This is a genomic window from Aeromonas sp. S15(2024) (assembly GCF_041402265.1).
GTDB classification, from domain to species: Bacteria; Pseudomonadota; Gammaproteobacteria; order Enterobacterales; family Aeromonadaceae; genus Aeromonas; species Aeromonas dhakensis.
Window position 1 is genome coordinate 171,548 of the sequence record NZ_JBGLQY010000005.1, and the last position, 21,273, is coordinate 192,820.

The window sequence follows — 21,273 nt, forward strand, 5'->3', positions numbered from 1 at the left end:
AATTCGGTGATCAGTGAGAGTGAGTGGGCTGGGCACGCAGCCGGGCCAGCAGGGTTTCCCCCAGCAGGGTGAAGATCCCGAACAGGGCCAACAGGCTGGCTACCGCGAAGGCGGCGCCGGTCTGGTACTCGTTGTAGAGGATCTCGATGTGCAGCGGCAGGGTGTTGGTCTGGCCGCGAATGTGGCCGGAGACCACCGACACGGCGCCGAACTCCCCCACCGCCCGGGCGGTACAGAGCAGCAGGCCGTACATCAGGCTCCAGCGGATGCCGGGCAGGGTGACCCGCCAGAACATCTGCAGGCCGCTCGCCCCCAGCATGATGGCGGCCTCTTCCTCTTCCGGGCCGCGCGCCTCCATCTGGGGCAGTAGCTCGCGCACCACGAAGGGCACAGTGATGAAAGTGGTGGCCAGGATGATGCCGGGGGTGGCGAAGATCACCTTGATGTCGTGCTCGCTCAGCCATTCGCCAAACCAGCCGCGGCTGCCGAACATCAGCACGAACATCAGGCCCGCGATCACCGGCGACACGGAGAACGGCAGATCGATAAGGGTGATGAGCAACTGCCGGCCCGGGAAGCGGAAGCGGGCGATGGCCCAGGCGGCGGCGATCCCGAACAGCAGGTTGAGGGGCACCGAGCAGAGGGTTACCAGGGCGGTGAGGCCGAGGGCACTGAGGGCGTCCGGCTCGCTGATGGCGTGCCAGAAGAAGGCCAAACCAGGGCTCAGCGCCTGGATGAAGACGGTGGCCAGCGGCAGCAGCAGCAGGGCGGCAAACCAGCCGAGACCGACCGTGATCAGCAGCCACTTGACCCAGACCGGCTCGCGGATGACAGGGGGCTGGCGCACCGAGGTAGTCGGCGCCGCCTCGCCCGTGGACAGCGTCAGGCTTGCGTTGGATGCGTTCATATCCGGCTCCCTCCGATACGGGCCCAGCTCCAGGCCTGCAACTTGTTGATAAGCAGTAACAAAATGAAAGAGATCAGCAGCATGACCACGGCGATGGCAGAGGCGCCGGCATAGTCGTACTCCTCCAGGTGGCTCATGATCATCAGCGGCGCGATCTCCGACACCATCGGCAGGTTGCCGGCGATAAAGATGACTGAGCCGTACTCCCCCACCGCCCGTGCGAAAGCCAGGGCAAAGCCGGTGAGCAGAGCCGGCACCAGGGTCGGCCACAGCACCCGGATGAAGGTCTGCCAGCGATCGGCGCCCAGGCTGGCGGCGGCCTCCTCCTGCTCGGTTTCGGCTTCCCGCAGCACCGGCTGCAGGGTGCGCACCACGAAGGGCAGCCCGATGAAGGTGAGCGCAATCACCACGCCGATGGGGTTGTAGGCGAGCTCGATGCCAAACGGGGCGACCCACTGCCCGATCCAGCCGTTGGGGGCGAAGATGGCGCACAGGGCGATGCCGGAGACGGCGGTGGGCATGGCGAACGGCAGGTCGATCAGGGCATCCACCAGTCGACGACCGGGGAAGGTGTAGCGCACCAGCACCCAGGCCAGGATCAGGCCGAACAGGGCGTTGAGCAGCGCAGCCACCAAGGCGGCCCCGAAGCTCAGACGAAAGGAGGCAAGCACCCGCGGCGAACCTATCACCTGCCAGAACTCGGCCAGGGTCAGATTGTTCACCGCGAACAGCACCAGCGCCGAGAGCGGCAGCAGCACCAGCACGCCCAGATAGAGCAGGCTGAAGCCGAGGGTAGGGCCGAAGCCCGGCAGCACGGAATAAGAACCAAATCGCATAACGCATCCGTTTGTTATGAAAAACATTAGATACAGCGATTCTGCGCACTCCTGTCAGGGGCAACAAACACCAATAACGCCTTTGCTAAGCACTTTTTTATCTAACAACGACATACAAGGCTTTTAGAGCCATAAAATGAAAAAAGGTCTTTTATATAAATAAAAGACCTAAAAATGGAGCGTCGTGCAATGTACCAAGCTATCCAAATCAGACTGTGGTGGTGTCGGCTACCTGCCCTCCTTCTCTGTTCCAAACCTGTGAGATCAAGGCTCGCCGCTTAGCGAAAACTCAAGGCCGCCCGCCGCTCCCACACCGCCGGCGTCGGTGCCACCACCATCTCGGCCCGCCGATAGAGGGTGCCGAGCAGGTTGAGCCCCTGGTGCCACTCGCCGTGGCCGGACTGGGCATTGAGGTGGCCCACCTCGCCGGCATCGAACAGCGGCACCTGCCACTGCCGGCTCCAGTACTCGGCCCGCTCGAAGCTCATCCAGGGATCGTTGCGGCTGGCCACCAGCTGGGCCGACACCTTGAGCGAGCCTGCCAGCAGCTCGTCTGGCAAGCCGAAGCGGGCCGGATCCGCCGGCGCCACGATAAACAGCGAGGCCACCTTGTCGGGCTGCCGGCGCGCCGCCGTGATGGCCGCCAGCGCGCCGAAGGAGTGGGCCACCAGGTGAGCCCGCCCGCGCCGGCTTTTGAGCTTGCTCGCCAGCTTGGCGCTCCAGACCGTGAGGTCGGGCCGATCCCACGGCAGCCCCACCATCCGCTGCCAGTGGGGGAATTGTTGGTGCCAGCGGCTCTGCCAGTGATCCGGCCCGCTGTTGTGCAGACCGGGAACCAGGAGGATCTTGTTCATCTTGGTGCTCCTATCAGCTGGCACAGGGGCCAGTTCAGTTGACGATGGCCGGCCGCTCAGCGACCCGGCTGGTAGATCTGGTCAAACAGGGCGCCCTGGGCGAAGTGCTTCTTCTGCGCCTTGTCCCAGTCCCCTTCCAGATCCTTGACGGTGAACAGGGTCAGCTGCGGGAACTGGGCTGCGGTCTCCTTCAGGATCGCCGGGTTGCTGGGGCGGTAGTGATATTTGGCGACGATGCGCTGCCCCTCGTCGGAGTAGAGATAGTCGAGGTAAGCCTTGGCCACCGCCTCGGTGCCGTGCTTCCTGGCCACCTTGTCCACCACAGCCACCGGCGGCTCGGCCAGGATGGAGACCGACGGCACCACCAGCTCGAACTTGTCGCGATTGCCGGGCTGACCCAGCACCAGCAGGGCTTCGTTCTCCCAGGCCAGCAGCACGTCGCCGAGGCCGCGCTCGATGAAGCTGGTGGTGGCGCCACGGGCGCCGGAGTCCAGCACCTTCACGTTCTTGTAGAGATCGCCGACGAACTGCCTGGCTCCCTCCTCGCTGCCGCTCTTCTTCAGGGCGTAGCCCCAGGCAGCCAGGTAGTTCCAGCGCGCCCCGCCGGAGGTCTTGGGGTTGGGGGTGACGATGGCCACGTCCTTGCGCACCAGATCATCCCAGTCCTTGATCTGCTTGGGATTGTCCTTGCGCACCAGGAACACGATGGTGGAGGTGTAGGGCGCCGCATTGTTGGCCAGCCGGCTCTGCCAGTCGGCGCCAATCAGCCCCTGCCTGGCCACGGCATTGACGTCGTAGGCCAGCGCCAGCGACACCACGTCCGCTTCCAGCCCGTCCACCACGGCGCGCGCCTGCTTGCCGGAGCCACCATGGGACTGGCTGACCACCACATCGTCGCCGGTCTTCGCCTTCCACTCCCTGGCGAAGGCGCCGTTGTACTCCTGAAACAGTTCGCGGGTCGGATCGTAGGAGACGTTGAGCAGGCGGATCTCGGCGGCATTGGCCTGACCAAGGGCCAGCAGGGAGAGCAGGGTCAGGGCGGTCGTTCGCAGTTTCATGGGGATACTCCATATCTCGTTGGGTTGAGTTCAGCATGCCGCGGGCTTGTTATGCCGAGAACCAAGAAATAACGCTTTGCTTATCTCATTTGCTCATATCAGGAGGCCGCAGGCGCCATTCGCGCACTCTGTGAGCCAGGCCGCGCTGGCCCGGTGCCGGCTGTGCCATCATGGATACAAGGCAGGCAGATGACGAACAGGAAGTCGTTATGTGGATCAATGCAGAACCCGTCAATGGTGCCCTGGTGTCGCTGGCCATCGGCCTCATCATAGGGCTGGAGCGGGGCTGGCAGGTGCGCCAGCTGGGGGACAACCAGCGCATCGCCGGGATGCGGACCTACGGTCTCATCGGCCTGCTCGGCGGGGTCTGCGCCTTGCTGCTGCCCACCCTGGGTCCCTGGCTGCCGCTGCTCGGCCTGCTGGCGGTGGTGATTGGCTGCGGCCTCTCGGTCTGGCTGGCCCAACGCTGGCAGGGGGAGTTCGGTCTCACCAGCTCGGTGGCCATGCTGCTCACCTATCTGCTGGGGCTGATGTCGGTGCTGCTGAGCCCGAGCGAGGCGGTGGCCTGCGCCGTGCTGGCGGCGCTGCTGATGGGGCTCAAGGGCAAGATCCAGCAGGGGATGCTGTTTCTGAGCGAGACCGAATTTCACGCCACCCTGCGCTTTTTGCTCATCTCCCTGGTGCTGCTGCCGGTGCTGCCCAACGAGGAGATGGGCCCGCTCGATGCCTTCAACCCCTTCAAGATCTGGCTGATGGTGGTGGTGATCGCCGGCATCTCGTTCTGCGGCCACTTCGCGGTACGCCTGCTCGGCACCCGCGCCGGGCTGGTGCTCACCAGCATGCTGGCCGGGCTTGCCTCCTCCACCGCCCTCACCCTGCAGTTCGCCCGTCTCAACAAGGAGCAGGGGGGGCTGGAGCGGCTGCTGGCCACCGGCATCCTGCTGGCGGGGGCCACCATGTGGCTGCGACTGCTGGTGCTGGTGCTGCTCATCCACAACGAGCTGGCGATGCGCCTGGCGGCGCCCCTGCTGCTGCTGGCAGCCACCGTCTACGGCTTCGCCTTCTGGTTCTGGCGCCAGCGCGAGGAGCTGACCGACGGCCCGGTGCAACCCCAGACCAGCAACCCGCTCGATCTCGCCACCGCCATCAAGTTCGGCCTGCTGCTGGCGCTCATCGGCTTCATGGCCACCCTGTTGCAGAGCAAGGTGGGCAACTCCGGGGTCTATCTGCTGTCGCTGGTCTCCGGCATCACCGACGTGGACGCCATCACCTTGTCGCTCTCCCAGCTCTCCCACAAGGAGCTGGCGCTGGAGGTGGCGGCCCGCGGCATCCTGCTGGCCGGGCTGGTCAACTCGCTGGTGAAGGGGCTGCTGGCCCTGGGGATCGGCGGTCGCCGGCTGGGGCTGCGGGTGCTGCTGCCCTACTTCGTCTCGGCCCTGCTGATCCTGCCGCTGATCTGGCCCGGTGCCTGAGGTTGCAGCAAGTGACAGCCTGACGCCGCCAAAGTGCTCGCGTATACTGGCTCCTCTTGGCACATGAGAGGAGCGGTAGCATGGCAAGCGATTGGGACAAGGTTCTGGCGGGCGGCGCCCTGGACAGCCAGAGCGAGGAGATAGCGAACGACCGGATCCGCGGTCAGGCGCTGCTGGCACAACTCAACGCCTCCCCGGCCGGTGACCAAGCCCTGCGCCAGCGCCTGTGCGGTGAGCTGTTCGGCCACTGCCCCGACTCCTGCTGGATCAGCACTCCCTTCACCTGCGAATTCGGCCGCAACATCCACATCGGCGAGAAGACCTTCTTCAACTTCAACATCACCATTCTCGACGTGGGCGAGGTGCACATCGGCAGCCATGTGCTGCTGGCCCCCAACGTGCAGATCTACACCGCCACCCACACCATGGACTATCTGGAGCGACGCAACTGGACCGCCTACAACAAGCCGGTGCGGATCGGCGATGACTGCTGGATTGGCGGTGGCGCCATCATCTGCCCCGGCGTCACCATAGGACCCCGTTCCATCATAGGGGCCGGCGCCGTGGTCACCCGCGACATCCCGGCCGACTCGGTGGCGGTGGGCAACCCGGCGCGCGTGATCCGCAGCCTGAGCCCGGACGCCCCCCGCGGCTGGGAGCTGGCCCTGTGATCTGGCTCGCCCTGCTTCCCCTGCTGTGGACGGCCTGGCTCGGCCTGGCCGACGCCAACTGGTGGCCGCTCGCCATCGTCACTACCATGAGCCTGCTGACGATGCTGGCCTACGCCCACGACAAGCGCCAGGCGGTGCGCGGCGGCTGGCGCATCCCCGAGTCCCGGCTCCACCTGCTCGAGCTGTTCGGCGGCTGGCCCGGCGCCCTGCTGGCCCGCCACTGGCTGCGCCACAAGACCCAGAAGGGGAGTTATCGCAGGGTATTCTGGTTCATCGTGCTGCTGCACCTGACCCTGTGGGGGCTCTGGCTCGGCCGTCCGCTCTGGCAGACGGTCTGACGCGAGCAAAGCAGCCTCTCGACATTCCCGTCCACCCCCTTGCCGGCCATTGCAGCCGGCAATCGGGTATGAGACAACAGATGGCAACAAGGCTGTTTTCTCGTTTATTCATCGGCAAGGAGTCATTCATGACCATGTGGACCGGTATCGTGCTGATCGTCTTCATCAGCGCACTGTTCGGCTTTCTCAGCAAGCGGGCCCGCTACCAGTTGGGGGATGCCCGCATCACCGATCGTCTCGGCAAACAGGACGTGCTCATCAACCAGCTGCAGGAGCGCATCGCCAATCTGGAGGCCATCGTCATCGAGGAGGAGAAGCGCCGCCCGTTCAAGGAGCTCTGATCCGGCAAGCCGGGCGGCAAACCGCCAGCCCCCGGGCTGCAAGGATTTGCCGCCGCCCTCTCTCGCGCTCGCTCGCCCTCTGCCTGGCAAAAACTAAATTCACCGCAGGATCAGTCCCCTGCCATTTTCAGACTAAATTTTCGCCAAGCTGGCCCGTTCCCTGCTCCGTCATGACATCAGTAGTACGGAGAGTGACATCATGATCGCCATCGGCACCCTGCTTCCCCTCGCCTCCCTCGCCCTCAAGCTCGGCAGCAAGCTGCTTGGGGACAGCACGCCACCGGCCCAGACCGACCCCCCCGTGCAGGAAGAGCGGCTCGCCCCCACGGTGCAGAGCCTGTTCCAGCGGCTCGGCGTCAGGGATGCCAACAGCGAGCAAAACCGCCCCGCCATCAACCACTTCATGGGGGCGCTGATGCAGACCCTGGGGCAGGAGTTCTCGGGCCAGTCGCTGCCCCAGGCCATCGACGCCGCCCGCACCCAGCTGGCAAACGGTACCCAGAGCACCCGTCTCGACGCCCTGCAGGGCGAACTCGACACCCTCAAGGGCTCCCTTGGCAACAGCGACCTCAGCCTCGAACAACTGCTCTTCGCCTTCAAGCAGACCCTGCCCAATGGCAAGGGGGAAGGCGTCGGCAAGCTGCTCAATGCCAGTGCGTGAACGGCGGTGAGCAATAAAAAACGGCAACCTCCTGGTTGCCGTTTTTGCCGGGCCGGATCCCATGATGCCACGCTAGGGTAGTGAGGAAGGTGGAGTCAGCATCGCCTCTGCCAGCGCACTCTGCCCGCGATCCTGCAGGGCATTGGCCGCGCCCAGACGATCCGCCGCCTCCTTGTTCTGACCCAGCTTGAACTTGCCGACCAGCCCGGTTATCTCGATTTCGATGCCGACGACCGCCTGCACCATGGCCTCGAGATAGTCTCGCGGCGCATCCGCCATCTTCCAGGGGGTTGGCTCTGCGGCTTCATGGGTGCGGGTCAGATTAGCCAGCAGCCGGCGCACGAAGCGGGCATCGTCGCGGATCTGGATGCGACCGTGAGCATGCACCACGCTGTAGTTCCAGGTCGGCACCAGCTTGTGATGCTCCTGCTTGCCCGGATACCAGCTGGGAGAGATGTAACCATCTGCAGCCTTGAAGATCACCAGCACCTCGTCGCCGTCTTTCACTTCCTTCCAGAGCGGATTGTTGCGGGCCACATGGGCACGCAGGACGCCATGATCCCCCTCTCCAGCATCCAGCTCGAACGGTAGGTGGTTGGCATTCAGTCCCCCTTCACCATGGGTGATCAGGGCCCCCAGCGGATAGGCTCGGATCAGCTGGTGCAGCCTCTCGGGATCGGTAACGGCGAAATGGGGTGGTTGATACATAAGGGCTCCTTGAGCGAGGCACTGGCGTCCATGCAGAAGCCCATTCTTGCGCAATCGGGAGTGGCAGGCGATGGCATAGACATATAAAAGAGGGCCTGGGCCCTCTTCGTTTCATTCGGCTTGGCAATCAGCCGCGCTTGGCCAGCCAGGTTTCGGCGGCGACCAGTGCGCCTTCGATCTGCTCGCGGATGACACCAACCCTAACACTTAATGAAATAAAATAATTATTAATCAACATGTTATGATGATTTCGTCGTTGACGAAAATCGGACTAGGTTGATAGATTTCCATTTGATATCCTTTGCTTCTTGAGAGTAGGCAATATCATTCCCTCTTCCATTCTTTTATACCTATATTCTCTCGGTCCCGTCCTTGGACAGGCTAAGGACATCCACTACCCAGTCAAGTCGTCCAGATATAGAAACTTGCTATGTTTCTTGCGGATAAAACAGCCAAAAAACTATCGCATACACACTATTTTCTGGGTCAAAAATGCGCATCTGGCCAAGGTATATAATAGAACTATCGTCTGGCATATCATCACTACCATAAATCTTCCGCCGCAGGGTATCTCGGTGCTCAATACAAATTATGATTACTATATTCATCTACCTCGGTGTCACACAAAACACGGCCAAGGCAACTACTTGGTACAAAAAAAACCGCCATGCAAGGGTATGGCGAAGCACAATTGTCCTTAGGTAAAATTTACCTCTCTGGCAGTAGTGTGCCTCAGGAGAACGAACTGGCATATTACTGGCTTAGCAAGGCTGCAGCACAAGGAGAAAGGGAAGTATTATTGCAATTATGGAAAATAACCGATAAGGACATTCCCCCTCCAGGATTCGATCTAGATAGTATGATTGCACATTACGAGCTGGATGACCTAGATGATCCCGACGTTCAATTTTTGCTGGGGATTAAAGCATCTTGCTTTATATACAGTCAGAGCATTCTCTTACAGCCAGCAACTTGGTTTAGTAAAGCAGCCAGACAAGTGCTCCGATCTGCACAATATCGACTTGCTATTCACTACGCCCTTGGTCTTGGTGTTTCACAAAGCTCTTATAAGGCTTATTTTTGGTCTCATCAAGCTGCAACTCATGATAGTAATCCGACATGGCAGCAGCTTTAATATATAGGCTCGTTCGCAATCAGAAAAACAATAGATATCCAAAAATCTAGCCGACCAACAGCAAAAGAGTGCAGCGATCACTCTCAACACGCTCACTCAACTACCTTTGTCAAAAACACTTCCGAGTATAAATTTATTTTTGTGGGGAAAATCACATTTTCACACTAAAAATAAAACACAAGCAGCCAAGATATATATTGATACTGCTTAAGATTATAAACTCCCCCCCAGAAAGAGGACTATTTATGACTAAAGTAATCAGCAATCCGACAGTTATCATTAAACGAGGGATGCTCACTCCTGCTATTGAGATCGATCTCGACAGGATTACAGGACTGTATGCTAATGAGGGGTGGAATCAACTTGTTCAGTCATTTACCGCAAAATGGATAAAGCAACATCGTGTTACTGGTCCTGCTACCATATGGAAATTTGACACCTTTAGTATCTCATTTGGCCACCCGGGATACTCTGTTTTTATCGCGCAGTTTGGTCTTCCTGATTCATATCTTGAGGCATTACTGGATTGTCTCGCTCAAGAATTGGGGACCAGCGTTCGCTTGTCTGATTTTGTGCAACCCAGTTTACGGGAGGGGTGGGAGCCAAGAATACATATTCAGAATAATGAAGCATGGCAACAGGAAGACGAAATAGAATGGTCTAAAATAAACATATAAGTACATTGTTATATTTGATTTGGTATTTCACCTAAACATGACAGCCTTAACTTAATTTATTGCGAGAAATTAATAGTGGAAAACAATCTTTTCATTGAAGATCATGTGGTACCCCAACTATTTACATCAGCTATTGAAGCATACGAGTTTGAGCATAGAGCACACAAAAATGGAAAATCCTATACTGAATTAGAAACCTTTGGCCTCTTGTGGGGATATTCTATTCCTAAGAAAGGTGACTTGCCCGCAAAAATAATTTCAACCATGTCGACTATTGAAACATCGGCAACAAGGCATAATGAATGGGTTAAGCCTGACATTGAGTCGATTATTGCCAAAAAACAGTTCTTTGAAAAATACTGGCCCAGTATTGAATTGGTCGGTACTTTTCACTCCCACCCTTACTCTAGCTTAACCGAGGTTAATGATCGCAAAGGCTGGCGAGCCTCAGGAAATGAAAAAAATAGTCGCGATGGGGATGTACATTTTTGGCCATGGTTCCATGAAAATATATCACCTGAGCAACCCATGCTAGCACATATTATTGTGACTATTACAGGGCTGCAAAGAAAAGGGTGGGCATATCCAGCCAGATTGGAAGGGGGAGAAAATAGAAAAGGCTATGTTCTCTCTGCGGACGACCGAAAACTATGGCTCAGATCATATTCCAGCGAAATGAAACTGGATGAGAATGACGAGAGAACTTTCGTTTTTTCTGATAATTTGAATCTTGAAATCCCTTCTCTTCAAAATAGATTCTGGTAATAAAAAAGACGATAACACTGGACAGGCACACTATATAGTCGTGTATTCATTCAGTATTCGAAATGCAATTCAATCTATGAAGTGAAAAAACGGCAACCCTTGGTTGCCGTTTTGCTTTCTATCTATCGCGAATAGAGCCGCTGAGATATTAACCTGCTCGCTTGGCCAGCCACTGTTCGGCGGCGGTGAGGGCCGATTCGATCTGCTCCCGGGCGACGCCGCCCTTGGCGACCCGCTTGGCCAGGGTCGCCTCCAGCTCCAGGTTCGGATACACATCTTCGCCCACGACAGGGCTGAAACGCTGGAACTCAGGGATGGAGAGCTCCTCCAGGGGTTTCTTCACCTGAATGGCATAGACCACGGTCTCGCCGACGATATGGTGCGCCTCGCGGAATGGTATGCCCTTGGCGACGAGATAGTCCGCCAGCTCGGTGGCGTTGGCGTAGCCACCCTGAGCCGCCGCCTTGGTGCGCTCGCCGTTGACCTTGAGATCAATCAACACCAGCGCCGCCATGTCGAGGCAGTCGTGCCAGGTGTCCAAGGCATCGAACAGCCCTTCCTTGTCTTCCTGCATGTCCTTGTTGTAGGCCAGCGGCAGCGCCTTGAGGCTCATCAGCATGCCCATCTGGGCACCGACCACCCGGCCGGTCTTGCCACGAATGAGTTCCAGCGCATCCGGGTTCTTCTTCTGGGGCATCAGGGAAGAGCCGGAGGTGACCGCATCGGACAGCTCGACGAAGCCCGCCTCGCCGGTGTTGTAGAAGATAAGGTCTTCGGCGAAGCGCGACAGGTGTGCCATGGAGAGGGACGCCACGTGCATCAGCTCCACCACGTGATCCCGATCGGACACCGAATCCAGGCTGTTGCGGGTCGCGCCGCTAAAGCCCATGTCCAGCGCCAGCGCCTCCCGGTCGATGGCGTAGGCGGTACCGGCCAGGGCACCGCAGCCGAGGGGGCTGGTATCGAGGCGTTTCAATGCATCCTGCAGACGGGAGTGATCCCGCTCCAGCATCTCCACATAGGCCAGGGCCCAATGGGCGTAGGTGACCGGTTGGGCGCGCTGCAAATGGGTGTAGCCCGGCAGCACGGCGGCCTGATTGGCACGAGCGGAGGCCACCAGCCCCTGCTGCAGGCTGGTGATGGAGGCAAGCAGCAGCTCCCCTTGCGCCTTGCACCAGAGTTTGAGGTCGGTCGCGACCTGATCGTTGCGCGAGCGGCCGGTGTGCAGCTTCTTGCCGAGGGTCCCCACGGCGTCGATCAGTTTGCCCTCAACCCAGGAGTGGATGTCTTCGGCGTCCGAGCTCAGGATCTGCTGGGGATCCTGCTGTACCGAGGCCAAGAGCACTTCCATCGCCTGTTGCAGCTGTGCCTGTTCATCGCCGGTCAAGACGCCGACCTTGACCAGGGCGCGGGCCCAGGCCATGGAGCCCTGGATATCCTGCTCCGCCAGGCGGTAATCGAAGCGCAACGAGTCGTTGAACTGCTTGAATCTGCTGTCTGCTCCCTGACTGAAGCGTCCACCCCAAAGTGCCATACTGCTCTCCTTGAATGCGTTGCCGGTAGGCGTTTGCGCCTGCCGTACTCGCGCGGCCTCTTGGCCTGCGCGCAGAAATCTTGCCCTGTATTTTCCTGTATAACAGTGCGGTGGTGAGGAGTGCTGTTGCCGTTAAACATGTCACATCCAGCAACTGCGAACCGGTTCCCTCTCCCTTTGGGAGAGGGCTAGGGTGAGGGCAATTTTCCCCCTCATCCCCAACCCTTCTCCGCCTGTTTTCCACGTAAGCGGGAGAAGGGGGCAAAGCACACCCCTCATTGAAAGCCGCCCCTGTTATCTCACAGAAGCGGCCGGGGCGCTGCCGCTCTTGTCACAGCTCATCGGTTATCCTTCCCCCCGCTCACAGGCGAGGGAATCAGGTCGCCGCTTATGAGTGAGGGGGCCAAGCCCCCTCACCTGTTTCTGCGGCTTGGAACCTATAGGGTTAGCCGTGGGTGTGATCACCACCGATGGCCTGATGCTGCTCTTTCATGGCGCGGATCCGGCTCGCCAGGGTGTAGAGACGGATAAAGCCTTCGGCATGGCTCTGGTCGTACACTTCGTCGGCGCCGAAGGTGGCGAAGTCTTCGGAGTAGAGGCTGTTCGGCGACTTCTTCTGTACCGCGGTGACCTGACCCTTGTACATCTTCAGCACCACTTCACCGTCGAGATCTTCGGCGATGGCGTTGGCAGAGGCAACGATGGCCTTGCACAGCGGGGTGAACCAGCGACCGTCATAGACCAGGTGGGAGAACTCGGCACCCAGCTTCTCGCGCCAGGCGCGGGTCGGGCGATCCAAGACCAGCTCTTCCACCGCGCGCAGCGCGGCGACCATCACGGTACCGCCCGGGGTCTCGTAGCAGCCACGGGACTTCATGCCTACCATCCGGTTCTCGGTGATATCGATGCGGCCCACGCCGTGCTTGCCGGCACGCTCGTTCAGGGTCATCAGGATCTGGTGCGGGCTGAGCGACTGGTCATCAACGGCCACCACTTCACCCTGGGCCACGGTCAGCTTGACGTACTCCGGCTGATCCGGAGCCTGTTCGGCGGAAACGGTCCACTGCCACACCGCTTCGGACGGCTCGTTCCAGGTGCTCTCCAGCTCGCCACCCTCGGTGGAGATGTGCCAGGCGTTGGCATCGCGGCTGTAGATCTTCTTCAGGGTCGCCTTGCAGGGGATCTGACGGGCTTCCAGGTAGGCCAGCAGATCTTCCCGGGAACGCATGTCCCACAGACGCCAGGGGGCGATCACTTTCAGCTGGGGCGCCAGCGCGGCGACCGCACCTTCGAAACGCACCTGATCGTTGCCCTTGCCGGTGCAACCGTGGGAGATGGCGTCGGCCCCTTCCGCCAGTGCGGCCTCGACCATCGCCTTGGCGATCACCGGACGGGCCATGGAGGTACCCAGCAGGTAGGTGCCCTCATAGACGGCGCCGGTCTTCAGGGTCGGGTAAACGTACTCTTTGACGAACTCTTCCCGCAGATCCTTGACGATGCACTTGGTGGCGCCGGAGGCGATGGCCTTTTGCTCGATCCCTTCCAGATCGTCACGCTCCTGACCGACGTCGGCGACGAAGGCGATAATCTCCGCGTCATAGTTTTCCTTCAGCCAGGGAATGATGGCCGAGGTATCCAGTCCGCCCGAGTAAGCCAGTACGATCTTGTTGATTCCGCTCATTTACTTCTCTCCATGATGATTCGATAAAAGGGTGTGATTTGGGGTCGGTTGCCGTTATTTGTGCCCCTGACCATGTCCAAGCAAGGTCAGCAGTACGGCGTTCTGGATATGCATCCGGTTTTCAGCCTCGTCCATGATGAGGGAGCCAGGCCCGTCCATGACCTGAGAGGTGATCTCCAGCTCCCGGTGCGCCGGCTGGCAGTGCAGCACGTGCTGGATGCCGGTCCGATCGAGCAGGGCCTGGTTGATCTGATAAGGCATAAAGATATCTTTTACCTGCTCCATTGGCGTGTTGTCACCCATGGAGACCCAGGTATCCGTGTAGGCCACGTCAAACCCTTCGATGGCCGCCACGTCGTCGCTGATGTGGATGGTCGCCCCCGACTGGGCCGCCAGCGCCTGGGCTTGCAGGAAGATCTGGGTATCCGGCCCGTGGCCTTTCGGGCAGACCAGGGTCACGTCGGTGCCGAGGGTCGCACCCAGCAGCAGCAATGAGTGGCTGACGTTGTTGCCATCGCCGAGATAAGCCAGCTTCACCTTGGACAGATCCCCGTAGTGCTCGCTGATGGTCATGAAGTCCGCCAGCCCCTGACAGGGGTGGTAGAGGTTGCACAGGCTGTTCACCACCGGCACAGTGCCGTGCTCCGCCAGCTCGACCAGGGTCTGGTGATCGAACACCCGGGCGACGATGGCATCACACCAGCGCGACAGGTTGGCGGCGAAATCCTTCACCGATTCGCGCTTGCCGAGTGCGCCGTTCTGCTGATCCAGATAGACGCTGTGGCCGCCCAGTTTGGCGATGCCGATGTCGAAGGTGACCCGGGTGCGCAGGGAGGGTTTTTCGAACAGGGTCACCACGCTCTTGCCCGCCAGTGCCTGGCCGTACTTTTTCGGATCGGCCTTGACCGATTTGCCCAGGGCGATCAGCGCCTCGATCTGGGCCTTGCTCAAGTCGCTGTCTTTCAGAAGATGTTGCATCGGATGTTCCTTGTTCCGGTGGAGATCAGAGAGATACCTGGGTGCCGACGGCACCGCCAGCCAGCAGCTTGAGCAGCTGATCCGGGTAGCGCCAGCTGGCGACACAGACCGGTTTGCCCAGGGTCTCAGCGGCATGCAGGGCGGCTTTCACCTTGACCGCCATGCCGTCGCTGATCACCCCCTTCTCCATCAGATCCAGCGCGGTCCCTTTGTCGAGCTGGGGCACCAGCTTGCCCTTGCCATCCAGGATGCCGCTCACGTCGGAGAGCATCACCAGGTCGGCGCCGAGCGCCTCGGCAATGGCTGTGGCCGCCTGATCCGCGTTGACGTTCATCAGCTGCCCGTCGGCGGTGATGCCGATGGAGCTCACCACCGGCAGGAAGCCCTGCCCCAGGATCCCCGCCACCAGCGCCGGGTTGCCCGGCTGACAGTCACCGACCGCGCCGAGTGCCGGGTCGAGCTGGGTCACCTGGCACAGACCGCCATCCGCCAGACAGAGCCCCACTGCCGGGATGCCGGTGGCGATGGCCTTGGCCATCATCTGCTTGTTGGCGGTACCGGCCAGCGCGCCGGCGATAAACGGGATCTGCTCGAACGGGGTCACCCGCAGACCGTTCTTCTTGGTGGAGGTGAGACCCAGCCCCTTGAGCAGGTCATCCACCAGGCAGCCACCACCGTGCACCAGCACCAGGGGTCTGTGCTGCTCGTCAAGAAAGCTTTTGAGGGTGGCGAACAGGGCGGTCAGCGCCTCGTCGTTCTCGATCAGTGCGCCACCCAGCTTGATTACCAGAGTCTGCTTGTTCATCGTTGCGATCCTTCCTTGAGTCCTTAAATCAGGCCGGTGGCCGGTTCAAATCCGAATTTGATATTTATGCACTGCATGGCCTGGGAGGCGGCGCCCTTGAGCAGGTTGTCGATGGCGGATACCACCACCAGCATGTTGCCCTGCTGTTGCCAGGCGAGGTCGCAGTAAGGGGTGCCCGCGACGCCACGGATGGAGGGCATCTGGCCGGTCAGACGCACCAGCGGCTTGCCCTCGTAGGCCTTGAGATAGGCCTGATCCACCTGGGTCGGCGTCACGCCGTCTGCCAGCTGTACATAGATGGTGGCCAGGATGCCGCGCACATAGTTGCCAAGGTGAGGCTGGAACAGCACCTCCTTGCCCAGGTGGTGGCTGATCTCCGGCTGGTGCCTGTGATTGAAGGTGCCGTAGGGGTTGAGGCTCACTTCGCAGAAGCTGGTGTTGATGGCCGCCTTGCGACCGGCACCGGAGACCCCGGAGACGGCGTTGATGATGGGCTGCCACCCCTTGGCGATGAGACCGGCCTGCTGCAGCGGCTTGAGGGCGCAGAGGGAGGCGGTCGGGTAGCAACCTGGCACGGCAATCAGCTGGGCCGCCTTGATCGCTTCGGCATTCCACTCGGCCAGGCCGTAGGCGGCCTGATCCAGCCACTGCTCGCTCTCATGGGTGAAGCCGTAGTAGGAGGCGTAGAACTGCTGATCCCTGACCCGGAAGGCCCCGGAGAGATCGAACACCGGCAGCCCCTTGGCCAGGAACTTGGGTGCAAGTTCCGCGCTCACCTCGTGGGCGGTGGCCAGCAACACCAGATCGGCCTGGGTCAGGATCCGGGTCATGCCATCTTCGTCCAGCGGCAGCAGCGGCTGATCCAGCGCGCCGACCCACTGGGGATGCAGAGAAGAGAAACGCTTGTGGGCGTCCTGGCTGCCGGCGGAAACATAGAGGCCGAACAGCTTGAGTTGTGGATGGTTCTGGACCAGGGCGGCCAGCTCGGCTCCCGCGTAGCCACTGGCACCGACGATAACGGTGTTAAGCATGTTGAGTATTCCAAGTCAGAGTTCGAGATTCACAGCATGGTGCTGCGGTGCACAAGGGGGTTCGATGCCCCATGCACGAGTGCGGAGGGGCAATTCAGGCGGGTGTGTGTCGTCGGTTATAGATCAGGTGACAGAACATTAACTTTCCCTTACAACTAGAAGCCTTGTCGATGAGCCACGTATTCAGGCAAACTTACAGAATATTCATGCACTCACTTTGCATTTGTATTTTCTAACAGAAACATTCCGGGGAAGCAAGGAGGAGCAGGTGGCCAATCTGGATTTTTTTTCACTCTACAAGAATATTATTGCGATTCCGTCCATCAGCAGCACGGATCCCCGCTGGGATCAGAGCAATGAGGCGGTGATCCGGCTGCTGGCCGACTGGTTCGGTCAGCTCGGTTTTCAGTGCGAGGTGACTGCCCTGCCCGATCTGCCGGGCAAATTCAATCTGGTGGCGACGATAGGTCAGGGTGAAGGGGGGCTGTTGCTGGCGGGCCACACAGATACGGTGCCGTTCGACGAGGGCGCCTGGCGCAAGGATCCCTTCAAGGTGACCGAAGAGGGCAACCGCCTCTATGGCCTCGGTACCATCGATATGAAAGGCTTCTTCGCCTTTATCGTCGAGGCGCTCAAGGAGATCGACCTCAAGACCCTCAGCAAACCGCTGCGCATCCTAGCCACCGCCGATGAAGAGACCACCATGGCTGGGGCCCGCGCCATCGCCGCCGCCGCTGAGCTGAAACCCGACTACGCGGTGATTGGCGAGCCGACCGGACTGGTGCCTGTGGTGGCCCACAAGGGCCACATGTCGGAAGCCATCCGTATCACCGGCAAGAGCGGCCACAGCTCGGATCCCGCCAACGGCGTCAACGCGCTGGAGATCATGCACCAGGCCATGGGTCAGGTACTCAAGCTGCAGCACAGCCTGAAGGAGAAGTACGCCGACCACAGATTCGCCGTGCCGCAGCCGACCCTGAACCTCGGCTACATCCAGGGGGGCGACAGCCCGAACCGCATCTGCGGCTGCTGCGAACTGCACATCGACATGCGCCCCACCCCGCAGGTGGGCCCCGACGAGCTGATGGGCATGCTCAAAGAAGCGCTCTCCCCCATCGAGATCCACCAGCCGGGTTGCCTGCACCTGCAGCACCTGCACGAGCCCATCCCCGCCTACGCCTGCGCCGATGACTCGGAGCTGGTGCGCGAGGCCGAACGGGCCAGCGGTCGGGCCGCCGAATCCGTGAACTATTGCACCGAGGCCCCCTTCATCCAGCAGCTCGGTTGTGAAACCATAGTGCTGGGCCCCGGCCACATCGCCCAGGCCCACCAGCCGGACGAATATCTCGATCTGTCGTTCGTCAAACCGACCACCAGCGTATTGCAGCACCTGATCCGCCGTTTCTGCCTCTGAACTGACGGGAATGTAAGTAAGTTACATGACATCGAACCTCGGGACAGGTGATGGAAATACATGTTCTGAATCGGCCTGTTATTTGACCTTGCGCAGACAATCTGGGTAGATTGTCACCCTAAGATGACGGAGCATATGTTGTAATCGCACAACAATAAGTGAGGTCGTCTCGCACCCCGGATGGGTGTCAGGCACCAACAAGATAAGGATGTGGAATGAACGAAAAGTACGCCGCACTACGCGCCAACGTAGGCATGCTGGGTCAACTGCTGGGCAAGTCCATCAAGGATCATCAGGGACAGGCCTTCCTCGACAAGATCGAAACCATTCGCCAGCTGGCCAAATCCTCCCGCAAAGGCAATGAGACGGACCGGGAACGTCTGCTCGACACCCTGCGCAACCTGAGCGACGACGAGCTGCTGCCGGTGGCCCGCGCCTTCAGCCAGTTCCTCAACCTGGCCAACGTGGCCGAACAGTTCCACACCATCTCCCGTCGCTGCGAAGAGCAGGTCTGCACGCCGGATCCGCTCGAGCAGATGTTCGACAAGCTGAAAGCCTCCAACCTGTCGCAAGAGGCCATCATCCAGGCCGTGCGCGAGCTGGACATCGATCTGGTGCTGACCGCCCACCCCACCGAGGTGACCCGTCGTACCCTGATCCACAAGCATGTGCAGCTCAACGACTGCCTCGAGGCGCTGGAACTCTCCGATCTGCTGCCCCGCGAGCGGGACAAGATCCTCAATCGCATCGAACAGCTGGTCAACCAAGCCTGGCACACCAACGAGATCCGCGAACAGCGCCCGACCCCGGTAGACGAAGCCAAGTGGGGCTTCGCCGTGGTGGAAAACAGCCTGTGGCCGGCCATCCCCGAATTCATGCGCAATCTGGACGAGCGGCTGCAACACCACCTGGGTGTGCGGCTGCCGCTGGATGCCGCGCCGGTCAAGTTCACCTCCTGGATGGGCGGTGACCGCGACGGCAACCCCTTCGTCACCGCCAAGGTGACCGCCGAAGTGCTGGAGCTGGGCCGCTGGATGGCGGTGAGCCTGTTCTACAAGGACATCAAAGAGCTCACCTCCGAGCTCTCCATGTCCGACTGCACCGACGCCGTGCGCGAGCGGGTCGGCGATCACCCCGAGCCTTACCGCGCCCTGGTGCGCGAGCTGCGCGAACAGCTGCGCGAGACCCAGGAGTTCCTCACCGCCAAGGTGCAGGGCCAGGCGAGCGAGAGCCGGGATCTGGTCAAGACCACCGCCCAGCTGCGCGAGCCACTGGAGCTCTGCTACCACTCTCTGCACGCCTGCGGCATGGGCAACATCGCCGACGGCATGCTGCTTGACGTGCTGCGCAAGCTGGCCTGCTTCGGCATCCATCTGGTCAAGCTGGACATCCGTCAGGATGGCGAGCGCCACGGCCAGGTCTTCTCCGAGCTGACCCGCTACCTCGGCATGGGTGACTACGCCGAGTGGAGCGAAGATGACAAGCAAGCCTTCCTGCTCAACGAACTCAACTCCCGTCGCCCGCTCATCCCGACCGACTGGGCGCCGAGCGACGAGACCCGCGAGACCCTGGATACCTGCAAGGTCATCGCCCAGCACGATCCCGATGCGTTCGGCATATACATCATCTCCATGGCCGGCGCGCCGTCCGACGTGCTGGCGGTGCAGCTGTTGCTCAAAGAGGCCGGCTGCAAGTTCCGCATGCCGGTCGCCCCGCTGTTCGAGACCCAGGAAGACCTGATGGCGGGCACCGCCGTGATGGAGCGCCTGCTGTCGGTGGACTGGTATCGCGGTTACATCCAGGGCCGTCAGTACGTGATGATCGGCTACTCCGACTCCGCCAAGGACGCGGGCATGATGGCCGCCGGCTGGGCCCAGTACGCCGCCATGGAATCCCTGGTGGCACTGGCCGAGGCCAACAACCTGCGCCTGACCCTGTTCCATGGCCGTGGCGGTACCGTCGGCCGCGGTGGCGCTCCTGCCCATCAGGCCATCCTGTCGCAACCGCCGGGATCCCTGCGCGGTGGCCTGCGGGTGACCGAACAGGGCGAGATGATCCGCTTCAAGTTCGGCCTGCCCAAGGTGGCCATCCAGAGCCTCAACCTCTACACCAGCGCCGTGCTGGAGGGGAACCTGCTGCCGCCGCCCAAGCCCAAGGAGTGCTGGCGCGCCGTGATGGAGCAGCTGGCCTCTGTCTCCTGCGATCACTACCGCAGTATCGTGCGCGGCCATCCGGACTTCGTGCCCTACTTCCGCGCCGCCACCCCTGAGATGGAGCTCGGCAAGCTGCCGCTCGGTTCGCGCCCCTCCAAGCGCAAACCCAACGGCGGGGTCGAGAGCCTGCGCGCCATCCCCTGGATCTTCGCCTGGACCCAGAACCGGCTGATGCTGCCGGCCTGGCTCGGTGCCCACAAGGGACTGCAGCAAGCCATCGCCGACGGCCAGAAGGGCGTGCTGGAAGAGATGAGCCGCCAATGGCCCTTCTTCCGCACCCGCCTCGAGATGCTGGAGATGGTGTTCCTCAAGGCTGACGTCTGGCTGGCCGAGTACTACGACACCCGGCTGGTGCCCAAAGAGCTGTGGGGCCTCGGCAAACAGCTGCGTCAGGAGCTTGCCGACTCCATCCAGGTGGTGCTGGAGCTGCGTCCGCAGGGCGACTTGCTCGACGACCAGCCCTGGATCAAGGAGTCCATCAAGCTGCGCAACCCTTACACAGACCCGCTCAACGTGCTGCAGGTCGAGCTGCTGGGCCGCTCGCGCAACCACCCGGAGACCCTGCATCCCGAGCTGGATCAGGCGCTGATGGTCACCATCGCCGGTATTGCCGCAGGTATGCGCAACACGGGTTGATAGTCGGGGCTATCAAGCTCCCCTCAATGACAAAGGGCGCCTCGGCGCCCTTTGTCATATCGACAGGGCCCGCTGGAGCCATGCTGCCGGAGAATCCTTGGTCGTTAGGCGTTGCCATGGAATCGCAGGGTCGATTAGCTATCAGGGGCAATCGCCCACTTTACAGCTTTAGAGGATGGTGGATGCAAGCCTGCCGGTCTTGAAGGGGTTTCGCCCGCCCTTCGGGCTGGGGCGAGTGACTTTGGAAAGACCCAAAGTCACCAAAGGTCTTCTCCCCCGCTTCTTCGCCCGACTACGTCGGGTTCCTTCGTCTCACCCGCTTGTCCGACGGCACGCACCGACGGGCCGTCCATGGCCCGGCGCTGCTCGCTCGACATCCTGTCTCGCAGCCTGAACAAGCGGGCTCGCCTCAGCGAATAAGAGGGGGAACCAATACCGTGCCCGTTCTTGGCCAGTCTGTGCGGGAGTAGTGCCCGTTCATGCTACCTGTGCAAGTCCGGTTATTACCTGACTCCTGCCAACAACCTGTTGAAGACGCTCAAAAACGGGCCGCTTACG

Annotated in this window: 20 protein-coding genes; 10 read left to right on the top strand and 10 right to left on the bottom strand. The window is 60.8% G+C overall.

Annotated elements, in window-relative coordinates:
* Nucleotides 1-10: 10 nt before the first annotated feature.
* From cysW to ACB033_RS13100, 4 genes are all read right to left on the bottom strand, one after another.
* Complete coding sequence (gene cysW / locus ACB033_RS13085) at nt 11-907, bottom strand: sulfate ABC transporter permease subunit CysW (protein ID WP_371140551.1); 897 nt, start codon at nt 905-907, stop codon at nt 11-13.
* Nucleotides 904-1,743: a sulfate ABC transporter permease subunit CysT gene (gene cysT / locus ACB033_RS13090; protein ID WP_005308571.1), complete on the bottom strand. Its 840-nt coding sequence runs from the start codon at nt 1,741-1,743 to the stop codon at nt 904-906. Before cysT ends, cysW begins: the two co-directional genes overlap by 4 nt.
* Before the next feature lie 278 nt (nt 1,744-2,021).
* The gene (locus ACB033_RS13095) at nt 2,022-2,597 is read right to left on the bottom strand and encodes an alpha/beta hydrolase (RefSeq protein WP_010635195.1); all 576 of its coding nucleotides are present in this window, start codon (nt 2,595-2,597) and stop codon (nt 2,022-2,024) included.
* Nucleotides 2,598-2,653: 56 nt separating this feature from the next.
* Nucleotides 2,654-3,655 carry a sulfate ABC transporter substrate-binding protein gene (locus ACB033_RS13100; protein ID WP_019840783.1) on the bottom strand — a complete coding sequence of 334 codons (1,002 nt, stop codon included), beginning with the start codon at nt 3,653-3,655 and terminating at the stop codon, nt 2,654-2,656.
* 209 nt (nt 3,656-3,864) lie between these two features.
* Between ACB033_RS13100 and ACB033_RS13105 the strand changes: the two genes are divergently transcribed.
* The 5 genes from ACB033_RS13105 to ACB033_RS13125 all read left to right on the top strand — a co-directional run bounded on the left by ACB033_RS13105 (nt 3,865) and on the right by ACB033_RS13125 (nt 7,138).
* Entirely contained in the window at nt 3,865-5,127 is a 1,263-nt protein-coding gene (locus ACB033_RS13105; protein ID WP_010635197.1) for an MgtC/SapB family protein, read from the top strand.
* Between the two features lie 80 nt (nt 5,128-5,207).
* Nucleotides 5,208-5,798 carry a sugar O-acetyltransferase gene (locus ACB033_RS13110; protein ID WP_010635198.1) on the top strand — a complete coding sequence of 197 codons (591 nt, stop codon included), beginning with the start codon at nt 5,208-5,210 and terminating at the stop codon, nt 5,796-5,798.
* The gene (locus ACB033_RS13115) at nt 5,795-6,136 is read left to right on the top strand and encodes a DUF1294 domain-containing protein (protein ID WP_005308559.1); all 342 of its coding nucleotides are present in this window, start codon (nt 5,795-5,797) and stop codon (nt 6,134-6,136) included. The genes ACB033_RS13110 and ACB033_RS13115 overlap by 4 nt, the downstream gene beginning before the upstream one ends.
* Before the next feature lie 128 nt (nt 6,137-6,264).
* A complete protein-coding gene (locus ACB033_RS13120) occupies nt 6,265-6,477 on the top strand; it encodes a hypothetical protein (RefSeq protein ID WP_026139150.1) in 213 nt (70 codons plus the stop codon).
* A gap of 199 nt (nt 6,478-6,676) precedes the next feature.
* On the top strand, nt 6,677-7,138 hold the full coding sequence (locus ACB033_RS13125; RefSeq protein ID WP_139725787.1) for a hypothetical protein: 462 nt from the start codon (nt 6,677-6,679) through the stop codon (nt 7,136-7,138).
* Between the two features lie 72 nt (nt 7,139-7,210).
* Here the strand turns inward: ACB033_RS13125 and ACB033_RS13130 are convergent, their stop codons facing one another.
* On the bottom strand, nt 7,211-7,846 hold the full coding sequence (locus ACB033_RS13130; protein WP_139725788.1) for an FMN-binding negative transcriptional regulator: 636 nt from the start codon (nt 7,844-7,846) through the stop codon (nt 7,211-7,213).
* A 667-nt stretch (nt 7,847-8,513) separates the two neighbouring features.
* On the opposite strand from ACB033_RS13130, the gene ACB033_RS13135 reads away from it, so the two are divergent.
* The 3 genes from ACB033_RS13135 to ACB033_RS13145 all read left to right on the top strand — a co-directional run bounded on the left by ACB033_RS13135 (nt 8,514) and on the right by ACB033_RS13145 (nt 10,423).
* Nucleotides 8,514-8,981: a tetratricopeptide repeat protein gene (locus ACB033_RS13135; RefSeq protein ID WP_139725820.1), complete on the top strand. Its 468-nt coding sequence runs from the start codon at nt 8,514-8,516 to the stop codon at nt 8,979-8,981.
* A 245-nt stretch (nt 8,982-9,226) separates the two neighbouring features.
* A complete protein-coding gene (locus ACB033_RS13140; RefSeq protein ID WP_371140552.1) occupies nt 9,227-9,658 on the top strand; it encodes a hypothetical protein in 432 nt (143 codons plus the stop codon).
* A 75-nt stretch (nt 9,659-9,733) separates the two neighbouring features.
* Entirely contained in the window at nt 9,734-10,423 is a 690-nt protein-coding gene (locus ACB033_RS13145; RefSeq protein ID WP_005308547.1) for a hypothetical protein, read from the top strand.
* A 148-nt stretch (nt 10,424-10,571) separates the two neighbouring features.
* On the opposite strand, the gene argH is transcribed toward ACB033_RS13145, so the two are convergent.
* The 5 genes from argH to argC all read right to left on the bottom strand — a co-directional run bounded on the left by argH (nt 10,572) and on the right by argC (nt 16,452).
* On the bottom strand, nt 10,572-11,957 hold the full coding sequence (argH, locus tag ACB033_RS13150; RefSeq protein ID WP_139725789.1) for an argininosuccinate lyase: 1,386 nt from the start codon (nt 11,955-11,957) through the stop codon (nt 10,572-10,574).
* 445 nt (nt 11,958-12,402) lie between these two features.
* The gene (locus ACB033_RS13155) at nt 12,403-13,638 is read right to left on the bottom strand and encodes an argininosuccinate synthase (RefSeq protein WP_139725790.1); all 1,236 of its coding nucleotides are present in this window, start codon (nt 13,636-13,638) and stop codon (nt 12,403-12,405) included.
* A gap of 54 nt (nt 13,639-13,692) precedes the next feature.
* Complete coding sequence (locus ACB033_RS13160; RefSeq protein WP_010635204.1) at nt 13,693-14,616, bottom strand: ornithine carbamoyltransferase; 924 nt, start codon at nt 14,614-14,616, stop codon at nt 13,693-13,695.
* Nucleotides 14,617-14,641: 25 nt separating this feature from the next.
* The gene (gene argB / locus ACB033_RS13165; protein ID WP_139725792.1) at nt 14,642-15,421 is read right to left on the bottom strand and encodes an acetylglutamate kinase; all 780 of its coding nucleotides are present in this window, start codon (nt 15,419-15,421) and stop codon (nt 14,642-14,644) included.
* A 23-nt stretch (nt 15,422-15,444) separates the two neighbouring features.
* Nucleotides 15,445-16,452, bottom strand: a complete 1,008-nt coding sequence (argC, locus tag ACB033_RS13170; protein ID WP_139725793.1) for an N-acetyl-gamma-glutamyl-phosphate reductase — start codon at nt 16,450-16,452, stop codon at nt 15,445-15,447.
* 268 nt (nt 16,453-16,720) lie between these two features.
* Between argC and argE the strand changes: the two genes are divergently transcribed.
* Entirely contained in the window at nt 16,721-17,866 is a 1,146-nt protein-coding gene (gene argE, locus ACB033_RS13175; RefSeq protein ID WP_017784641.1) for an acetylornithine deacetylase, read from the top strand.
* Between the two features lie 215 nt (nt 17,867-18,081).
* Nucleotides 18,082-20,715: a phosphoenolpyruvate carboxylase gene (gene ppc, locus ACB033_RS13180; protein WP_017780408.1), complete on the top strand. Its 2,634-nt coding sequence runs from the start codon at nt 18,082-18,084 to the stop codon at nt 20,713-20,715.
* Nucleotides 20,716-21,273: the final 558 nt, after the last annotated feature.